The 9,579-nt window shown below is 48.3% G+C and carries 11 protein-coding genes; 6 read left to right on the top strand and 5 right to left on the bottom strand.

Annotation, left to right across the window (positions count from 1 at the left end; all coding sequences use genetic code 11):
- Positions 1 to 82 precede the first annotated feature (82 nt).
- The 6 genes from ACI351_RS05685 (at position 83) to ACI351_RS05710 (ending at position 5,804) form a co-directional block, all read left to right on the top strand.
- On the top strand, positions 83 to 910 hold the full coding sequence (locus tag ACI351_RS05685) for an NAD(+)/NADH kinase (RefSeq protein ID WP_439734281.1): 828 nt from the start codon (positions 83 to 85) through the stop codon (positions 908 to 910).
- Positions 910 to 2,568, top strand: a complete 1,659-nt coding sequence (gene recN / locus ACI351_RS05690) for a DNA repair protein RecN (RefSeq protein WP_439734282.1) — start codon at positions 910 to 912, stop codon at positions 2,566 to 2,568. Before ACI351_RS05685 ends, recN begins: the two co-directional genes overlap by 1 nt.
- Positions 2,561 to 2,845: a hypothetical protein gene (locus ACI351_RS05695; RefSeq protein WP_439734283.1), complete on the top strand. Its 285-nt coding sequence runs from the start codon at positions 2,561 to 2,563 to the stop codon at positions 2,843 to 2,845. Before recN ends, ACI351_RS05695 begins: the two co-directional genes overlap by 8 nt.
- 132 nt (positions 2,846 to 2,977) lie before the next feature.
- Entirely contained in the window at positions 2,978 to 3,316 is a 339-nt protein-coding gene (locus ACI351_RS05700) for a hypothetical protein (protein WP_439734284.1), read from the top strand.
- Between the two features lie 65 nt (positions 3,317 to 3,381).
- Positions 3,382 to 4,701 (top strand): outer membrane beta-barrel protein, encoded by a 1,320-nt coding sequence (locus ACI351_RS05705; RefSeq protein ID WP_439734285.1) that lies wholly within the window; start codon positions 3,382 to 3,384, stop codon positions 4,699 to 4,701.
- Entirely contained in the window at positions 4,701 to 5,804 is a 1,104-nt protein-coding gene (locus ACI351_RS05710; RefSeq protein ID WP_439734286.1) for a glycerate kinase family protein, read from the top strand. Before ACI351_RS05705 ends, ACI351_RS05710 begins: the two co-directional genes overlap by 1 nt.
- Before the next feature lie 73 nt (positions 5,805 to 5,877).
- Here the strand turns inward: ACI351_RS05710 and mscL are convergent, their stop codons facing one another.
- The 5 genes from mscL to ACI351_RS05735 all read right to left on the bottom strand — a co-directional run.
- Positions 5,878 to 6,330, bottom strand: a complete 453-nt coding sequence (mscL, locus tag ACI351_RS05715; protein WP_439734291.1) for a large-conductance mechanosensitive channel protein MscL — start codon at positions 6,328 to 6,330, stop codon at positions 5,878 to 5,880.
- Positions 6,331 to 6,334: 4 nt separating this feature from the next.
- Entirely contained in the window at positions 6,335 to 7,060 is a 726-nt protein-coding gene (locus tag ACI351_RS05720) for a coenzyme F420-0:L-glutamate ligase (protein ID WP_439734287.1), read from the bottom strand.
- A complete protein-coding gene (hemW, locus tag ACI351_RS05725) occupies positions 7,057 to 8,160 on the bottom strand; it encodes a radical SAM family heme chaperone HemW (RefSeq protein ID WP_439734288.1) in 1,104 nt (367 codons plus the stop codon). Before hemW ends, ACI351_RS05720 begins: the two co-directional genes overlap by 4 nt.
- Positions 8,160 to 9,278: a peptide chain release factor 2 gene (gene prfB / locus ACI351_RS05730; protein ID WP_439734289.1), complete on the bottom strand. Its 1,119-nt coding sequence runs from the start codon at positions 9,276 to 9,278 to the stop codon at positions 8,160 to 8,162. Before prfB ends, hemW begins: the two co-directional genes overlap by 1 nt.
- Positions 9,271 to 9,579, bottom strand: a 309-nt coding sequence (locus tag ACI351_RS05735; protein WP_439734290.1) for a nitrilase-related carbon-nitrogen hydrolase, incomplete at its 5' end; no start/stop codon positions are given. The genes ACI351_RS05735 and prfB, both read right to left, overlap by 8 nt.

Consider the following 9,579-nt stretch of genomic DNA (forward strand, 5'->3'; position numbering starts at 1 on the left):
TGATTTTTCCCCGCTTTCCCGAAAAAGGATTAGACGCACAGGAGTCCCCGGCCGCCCGTGTTTTTTTGCTAAAATAGAAAAGATGATATTCAAGAATGCAGCCGTCTTTTTTAACGAAAATAAACCGCATATCCGCACGCTCGCACAGGAAGCGTGTTCTTTTTTGGGGGATCGCGGCATTTGCGCACGCACCGTTACGGAATTGGACGGTCTGAACCACTCGTTCGATTTGTTAATTTGTATGGGCGGAGACGGTGCAATGCTGCGCTGTGCCCGCGCCGCCGCGCCGCTGGGAACGGCAGTTTTCGGCGTAAATTGCGGCTCATTGGGTTTTTTGGCCTCGTGTGAAATTTCCGATTTTAAAGAATGCTTGGAACAACTGCTTAATGGAAAATACACTGCACACGAACGGTTTATGCTGTGCGCGCAAATAGTAACACAAAACGGTTCTGTGCAAGAATATTTGGCGTTTAACGACTGCGTACTCCGTGCACTTCAGCCGCGCGCGTTTACCGTAAACGCTGCTTTTGACGGTAAACAAATTCCGCCGTATTTCGGCGACGGAGTCATTATCGCCACGCCCACGGGGTCCACAGCCTATTCGCTGGCCGCAGGCGGACCGATTGTACACCCTCAGGTGGACGTACTGCTTATTACACCCATCTGCCCGCACTCGCTGCACCAGCGACCGCTTATTCTTCCCGCCAGCGGAGAATTGGAACTGACGCCTTCCTTTAAGAATAAAGACGATGGAGCAATGCTCAGCGTAGACGGACAAATCAACCTGCCGCTGCCGGACGGGGCACGCGTCAGACTCACGCGCAGTCTGCTAAAAGTAAAACTGCTGGCTACCGGAAAACGGGATTTTTTCTCCGTTTTAAACCGTAAACTCAACTGGGGGGCGCGTTAATGTTAAAACAAATGCGCGTGGAAAATTTCGCCATTATTTCGGATTTAACGCTTGATTTTGCCAACGGGCTTAACGTGTTTTCCGGTGAAACGGGAGCAGGGAAATCTATCGTTATTGAAGCCCTCGGCTTTGTACTCGGTGCACGGGGAGACGTATCCGTCATCAAAGACGGAGCGGATAAAATGCGCGTATCGGCGGAGTTTTGCTCCTCCGTACTGCCCGAAAGAATCTGCAGGGAACAGCAAATTTCCGGCGATACATTTACCCTGCGCCGTGAACTGGACCGAAAAGGCAAAGGAAAAGCGTATGTGGATGGGCGCGCCGTTACTGTATCCGCGCTCGCGCAAATCGGACGGCATTTGGTCGATTTCCACGGCCAGCACGAACACCAAAGTTTAATGCATTCTTCCGTTCATCTGGCGCTCTTAGACAAATTTGCTAAATACGAAAACCTGCTCGCCCAAACCAAAACCGCGTGGGAAACAATGCAAGACGCACGTGCCAAACTCAACGCAGCGCGCCTTAACGAACAGGAAAAAGAACGACTGCTTGATTTGTACAATTATCAACTAAAAGAAATTGAGGATGTTAATCCGTCGGCGGACGAAGATTTACAGCTTGAACAAACACTTCCCAAAATGAAACACGCGGGACGGCTGTTGGAAGAAGCATCCGGCGCTTACGAAGAGCTTTACGGGGCGGAAGATTCCGCTGCCGCACGCGCTTCGCGCGCCGCGCGCGCCTTGGAGAATATGGCGGAACTAGATGAAAATTTAGCACGCTTGGCGGAAGAACTAAACGCCGCAGTACTGACGCTTGAAGACACGGCTTCCACGCTGGCAGCTTATAAAGACGACATTAATTTGGAACCGGATGCCTTGGATAAAATGCTTGGCCGCCACGAAAAATTAAAACGGTTAAAAGCCAAATACGGCCCCGAAATCCAAGACGTACTGGCCACCGCCGAAGATTTAAAAACAAAAATCCGCCATTTACAACACGCCGAAGAACACGAACAGGAATTGGAACAAGAATTACAGAAAGCGCACAAAAAACTCTTGCAGCTTTCCCGCCAACTGCACGAAAAACGTATGACCGCAGCCGAAAAACTTTCTATGCTCATCACGGAACAAATCCGGCCGCTGGGCTTTAACCAAGTGCGTTTTTCCGCCGCCGTAGAAATGGATGAAGAAAACCTCGGCCCGGCGGGGGCGGATAAAGTGGAATTTTTATTTTCTCCCAACCCGGGGCAATCGCTGCGTCCATTAAAAAATATTGCGTCCGGCGGTGAAATTTCCCGCGTAATGCTGGGGCTTAAAACCGTTTTGGCCCCCACCGTTCCCGTAATGGTGTTTGACGAAGTAGACGCAGGTATCGGAGGAGAAACAGGTAGACTGGTAGGCGAAAAACTTCATAAAGCCGCCGCCGGACGCCAAGTGTTGTGCGTAACGCATCTGGCGCAGGTGGCTGCCCAAGCTGATCAAAATTTCCGTGTGGAAAAAAAGGCTTTCCACAACAATACAAACGTAACCATTACACCGCTTTCGGGAGAAAACTTAACCGCTGAAATCGCGCGTATGCTGGGCGGAAATGCGGATAAACACTCTGCAGCCTTTACCCACGCCCGCGAACTTTTGCAGGAGGTCAAACGTGTTTAATTCTTATTTTCCGCATAACTGGTTGGATTTAAAAGACTTGCGCGTGGTTTGGCTTATATTTTTCTACACTACGCTCGCTTTCGGCTTGTATGCCGCTTATAACTGGATTGTGGTCTTACAAATTCCCAACGAACTATGGGAGGCTGGTTCCGCGCCGCTCAAACAAATTTACGGCTACGCCGCAGGAGCGTCCGCATTGGCGGGTGCAGCGGAATTGTGTATATGGTATATATTGGGAACCCTGCATAAGATCCAACAAAAAACGGCGGAAAAGTAATTCTCTTTTGGGGTTGCCGTAAAACGCTTTGGCGGATAAACTGAAAAAGAAAAGGAACTGTCGCCACGCGTCGGTTCTTTTGATACAATTAAGATATAGGGAAAATTTCCCCATATCAAAGGAGTGTGAATTATGTCTAAATGTTGCAAATGCGGCAAATGGTGGCCGCATAACTGGTTATGCCTGAAAGGGTTATACGTATTTTTTACCGCGATGTTCTATTTGGCGTTGGCTTACGCCGTATTCCAAGCTATCGCTATTTTAAGACATCCAGCGCTTAGCGGGGCCGAGATGTGGGCAACGCTTGCGTTCTACGTCATTAGCGACTTGGGCGCCGCAATCGGCTTCTTGACCATATCCAAAATTTTGGGTGTGCTGCGCAAAATTAAAAAAGCCGTCAGCCCGTGCTGCTGCACGAACGAAAACGCCGAAAACCATATTGAAAACGTCGTAGAACACGAATCCAAATAACTTAAAAGCGGCGCGCCCCGTGCGCGCCGCTTTTTGCCCAAATCTATTCCGGAGCATCCGTCCGTATGAAAAATTTTTTCGTTTTTCTTTCTGCTCTCTGCTGTACTGCCGCCGTCAATGCCGAAACTTTAAAAATGAAAAACGGCAATTTAATTACCGGCTCCATTTTATCCCAAACCGAATATACATTAAACCTTGCTACCTCTTACGGTAATATTACGCTTAACCAACGCGAAATAGAAGAAATTTTACCGGATAAACACCGCCTGATTTTAAAGGGAGGAACACAGCTCATTGGCGTAATTCTGGATATGGACGAATTTAATTTAAAACTCCAAACGGATGACGGCACCATCGTTAATATCGATATACCGCAAATCGTCAATATTGAAACATACGATTATGACCGCGGAGCCACCGCCCAGCAACAAATCGTTGAAGAACAAATTAGACGCGAGGAACAACAAGCCGCCGCACAAGCACAGGCCGCCCAACGTGCACAAACGAGTCAAGTAGAGGCCGCGGGCGGACTGACGTTTGATGCAGACATTGACCAAGTTTTTGAAGCCAAACAAGCCACCGTAGTAAACGGAAGCGTGGTTACCCCCGCCGCAAATACTCCGACGGTACAACCCAAACCGCTGACCGATGAAGAAGCTTTTCTACGCAATGTAAAATCCGGCGCCATTACCCAGCAGGAATACGCCTCCGCCGCCAAACAGGAACTGAATTCCCAAAAAACCGCTAAATCCGAACCGAAACCCGCTAAGAAGCAGGAAGAAAAAGATTTTTCAAAATATTTCTCCGTCCAAGCAGGCGCAATGGCACTGGATTTACAGTTAGCCAATACGGCACGCCCGGGTTATGAAACCGAAGAAGGATCGGCCGACGTCGGAGGAACAAGTATCCAGGTATCTGGCAAATTTTTATGGCGCATAAAAGAAAGTAATTTTTGGCTCGGTCCCATAGTGGGAGTAGGCAACATTCCCAACAACTCGTTTGAGGACCGCGACCCCGCTGTACAGACCCCGGAATGGATAAGCCAACATCCCGATGAAACGCCCACGGTAAAAACAAGCGGACAGTTGTTAACTTTCGGCGCCGCCGCCAACTACTATTTAAATCCAAACAGTCGATTCGCTTTTTATCTGACAGGATCCGCCGTATACGAAATGCTGACACTTAACTACCGCGGAGAAGTAAGCAGCCAGTCCATTAAATCCAACGGCTTTGCCGGATCCGCAGGGCTAGGAGTGGAAACGTGGGTGGACGACGTAATGATCGGCCTTGAAGCAAGACAGGTATTTGCAAAGCGCGCGGACGATTTAAAAGATTCCGCTTCCTCCAATACTGTCATTCAGGCACAACTAAGCTGGAAATTTTAATGAACATTCTTGTTTTACCCAATGCTTTTAAAGGGTCTTTAAGCGCGGCAACAGCCGCGCTTCTTTTCAAGCGCGCGCTTGAAAAAAAGCACCGTGTCTGCGCTATTCCCGTGTCTGACGGCGGCGACGGATTTCTTGATTTTTTTAAAACACTGGATCCCGCCGCACGCAAAATAACTCTTAACGCTAAAAACGCTTTTTTAAAAAACAGACGGACGGAATTCTTATTGCTTTCCGACGGGAAAACCGCTGTGATAGAAACTGCACGCGTATGCGGCCTCGGCAGCGCAAAAAAAGAAGAATTAGATCCGTTAGGAGCTTCTTCCTACGGGGTAGGACAAATATTATCAGCCGCCGCACAAGCCGGAGCCAAGACCATTTATGTAGGGTTGGGAGGAGTCGCCTGCAACGACGGCGGTGCGGGTATGGCGGCCGCGTGCGGAGCTGTATTTTTGGATAAACGCGGGCACCGCCTTGGGTTGGGGGCAGAAGCGTTATTAAACGCAAATCACGCCGATATTTCCGTACTCCGGAAAGCATTTAAAGGAATCAAAATTTTCGGCGTGGCAGACGTAACCAATCCGCTTTTAGGCCCTAAAAGTTCCGCAAAAGTTTTTGGCCCCCAAAAAGGCGCTTCCCCCGCACAAGTAAAAATTTTAGACAAAGCAATGACATCATTCGCACGTGCCATAAAAAAGGCGACAGGGCGCGATATTGCCCATACACCGTGTACCGCTGCAGCGGGAGCTATCGGTGCGGGGTTAACAGGCTGTTTTGGTGCGGAACTGCTTTTGGGGTCCAGCTTTTTATTTCAAAAAGCACGGTTGGAAAAATATTTCCAGAACGCGGACTTGATCATTACCACCGAAGGGAAACTGGACCGACAAACCTTTTACGGCAAAGCGCCGTTGGCTGTGTTAAAACTGGCGAAAAAATATAAAAAACCCGTATTATTTATTTGCGGACAATGCGACGAACAAGCCTTGCGCGGACAAAAATATGCACCGCAGCAAACCGCTGTTTTGACGGATTTTGCCGCGAATGCCAAAGATGCACAAAAAAACGCCGCCAAATATCTGCGGCGGATTTGTAAGAATCTCTGATACTCCCCGTTTATTACAAAAAAGGACGCAAATAAAAAAATCATTGCGTCCTTTTCATTACAGCAAAAAACACTTATTTAATTTCAGATGTGCAGTGCGGACAGCGCGTAGCTTCCAGTGCGATTTCGCTGCAGCAGAACGGACACTTTTTCGTCGTAGGAGTAGCAGGAGCTGCTTCCTTTTTGGGCGCATTTACTTTATTGATTACTTTAATCAATAAAAAAATACAAAATGCCACAATGATAAAGCTGATAACGGCATTTAAAAACGTACCGACATTCAGCGTCGTCGCTCCGGCGGCCTGCGCCGCAGACAAAGAGGCGTATGGTCCTTCTTGCGAGCCTTGTTTCAGCACGATAAACCAGTTGGAAAAATCCACTTTTCCCAACAACAGGCCCAAAGGCGGCATCATAATATCGGCTACCATAGAATTTACGATTTTCGTAAACGCACCGCCGATAATAATACCGACAGCCATATCAATTACATTGCCGCGCATAACGAATGTTTTAAATTCGTTAACGATATTTTTAATCATTATACTCTCCTTTTTTAATAAGACCCGATGCTTTAAAAAGCGGGGTATACAAATCGTTTTCTACAGGATATTTAATTTCCGCCGCATTGATGACATCTGAAAATTTGACCGGTGCATTTTCAATTACACACAGCGGGGATTGTTCGTTTCCTTCTCCCATACACAGCGCCGCAGCCGATGCAAGAGAATCGGCCGCATTAACGAGCGTAACCTCTAACTTCTTGCCAAAAATGTCCGGCGTGCCGCGTAAATCCTTTACGCCCCGAAACCCCGCATACGCTACGGCGGACGCCGTCACTCCGGCACGAAGCGGCAAAATCATACTATCTGTAATCAGCACGCCCAAATTTGTTACGTTCCACCGCGCACGCAAGGTTTGGCGCAACTCGTCCGCAACGACATAACCATTTTTCGGCAAAAGCAAAAGTTTGCCGTCCGCGTTGGATTCGTCAATGCCGGCATTGGTCATTACCATACCGTCTTTAACGGTCAGCCACGCAAGCGGCGTTTTTAAAGCGGCAGTACTTTCGCGCAGAATCAGCTCTTCCTTTTGCGCGGGGCTTTCATACGGCACAATCTCCCCTTTCCAAAGAGCAAGCAGCTTAGAAGCCACCGCAAGTATACTTTTCTCCGGCACGGACGGAAGATGACGCACAATAAACGCAGGCAAATTTTCGCGCGGGTGAAAAATATCAGTATGGACAGCGGTTAATTTCATTTTTCCTCAAACGGAGCCACAAAGCTGCAAAATACTTCATTAGCCAAAAAAAGCCCCTCAAAACTTAATTTTACTTTTTTTCCCATCCGCAGGAGAAGCCCTCTTTTAATATGTTTTTCCATTTCCCGCCCGAACATTTCTTCGTCCCGTTCAGATAATTCCACACCGTCCAGTTGGCGCAGCGCCAGCATCAACCGTTCTCCCGCGCGTGCTTTTCCTTCTAATTTTTCCATAAACTCCACCGGAGATTCCCCCGCATTTATGCGGCGGATATATTCCCATACATCCGGTGTATTTTGATACCGAACCCCGCGAAAAAACGAAGCGGCCGAACTCCCCAGCCCAATATAGTCACCGTCGTTCCAATAATGCGTATTGTGTTTGGCTTCCCAACCAGACAAAGCGAAATTGGAAATTTCGTAATGATGATACCCCGCACGTTTCAAACGTACGTGTGTTTCCTCTAACATACGGCGCATTAAAAGTTGGTCGCACACCACTGCGCGCTCAAAAAACGGAGTACCTTCTTCAATCTGCAGGCCGTATACTGAAAGATGCTCCGGACGCAAGGACACTACGCGCTCTAAACTGCATAAAAAACTTTCCAGAGTCTGATCCGGCAGGCCGGCAATCAAGTCTACGTTAATATTTTCAAAACCGCACGCACGGGCCGTTTCATACGCACGCAAAAAATCCATCGTGCTGTGAACGCGCCCCAGCATTTTGAGTTCCGCATCGTTAAAACTTTGCAGCCCCAAGCTCAGGCGGTTGAATCCCGTCTTTTTCAGCACGACAGCTTTTTCCGCTGTCAAACTTTCCGGATTGGCTTCGCACGTACTTTCCTCAAAACGGGATATGGGACCAAAATGATTTTCAATAATTTGCGCCAATTTTTGAAGCTGTACGGCAGACAGAATACTCGGTGTCCCGCCGCCGACATACAGGGTCTCAAATACACGCACGGGCGACAGGGCAGCTTCTTTAGAAAGAGCGTCCACATAACCGTCAATTAAAAACTCCCGCCCCGCAAATGAAGCAAAATCACAATAATTACACTTCTGTTTGCAGAACGGGAGATGAAGATACAAACCGGTTTTCATTATTTTTTATGTTCGGCTTCGTGATTTAAAAATGCGAAAATAAACGGATCCAAATCGCCATCCATCACGGCGTTGATTTGCGAGGTTTCGTATCCGCTGCGCAAATCCTTTACCAGTTGATAAGGCATAAATACGTACGAACGAATTTGGTGTCCCCAAGCGATTTCCCCTTTCTGCCCGTAACGTTTTTCGGCTTCGCCGCGCTTCTTGTCCATTTCCATTTCGTACAGTTTGGCTTTGAGCATTTTCATCGCCGTCTGGCGGTTTTGCAGCTGGCTGCGTTCAATGCGGCAGGAAACCACAATGCCCGTGGGAATGTGCAAAAGCCGTACGGCCGATTCCACTTTGTTGACGTTCTGGCCGCCGTGTCCGCCGGCGCGGGAAGTTTCCAGCTGAATATCTTTTTCCGGAATTTCAATATTAACATCCTCATCTATATCAGGCAGCACATCGCACGATGCAAAAGAGGTATGACGGCGGGCATTGGCATCAAAAGGAGAAACGCGCACTAACCGGTGGACTCCGTTTTCCCCTTTCAAATACCCATATGCAAACGGCCCCTCTATCATAGCCGAAAGAGTTTTAATACCCGCTTCATCGCCGGCTTGCGCGTCTAACACTGAAAATTTAAACCCGTGCTGTTCGGCCCAGCGCGTATACATACGCACCAACATTTGTGCCCAGTCGCACGATTCCGTTCCGCCGGCTCCGGCGTGAATGGTCAAAATAGCATTCAGCTTGTCGTTCGGTTCCGACAAACGAATTTCCCCCTCTTTTTGCGCCACGCGTTTTTCCGTTTCCGCCAGCGACGCAGATAAAACAGACAGTTCCTTTTCGTCCTGCATTTCTCGGCACAAATCAAACAGCGTGCAGTCGTCCTCCAGTTTTTTTTGAAGCGCAAAAAACGTCTCAATGGACGTTTTTAACAAATCAATTTTGCGGCTGACCTCTTTGGCTTTTTTGGTATCGTTCCAAAACGACGGATCCGCCGATATATGCTGCAAATCCGCCAATTCCTTTTGTTTGTCGGAAATACCGTCAATCGTTTCAATCTTGGCGACACGCGCCGAAAGATCTTCCAACTTTTGTTCCACGTCTTTAAATTCAATATTATTCATACGAAAAAACCGCCAACGAAATAAACAGCGTAAAATAAATCACCGTGCACAGCCACGCGAACCAATCGCCCCACTGGGAATAAAAACTCAGTTTGTCCCCTACGGAGAGAGGGACATTTGCGCGTAAAATTTCCTGCGTAAACAGACCGGATTGTTGTGTAATTCGCCCAAACGGATCTATCACCGCTGAGAAGCCCGTATTTGCAGAGCGCAAAACGGGCCGGCCAGTTTCCGCCGCACGAACCGCATTAATAGCTAAATGCTGGTACGGTGCAGCCGTATCAAAAAACCACGCGTCGTT

The sequence above is a fragment of the Candidatus Avelusimicrobium sp. genome (assembly GCF_051874775.1).
Lineage (GTDB): Bacteria > Elusimicrobiota > Elusimicrobia > Elusimicrobiales > Elusimicrobiaceae > Avelusimicrobium.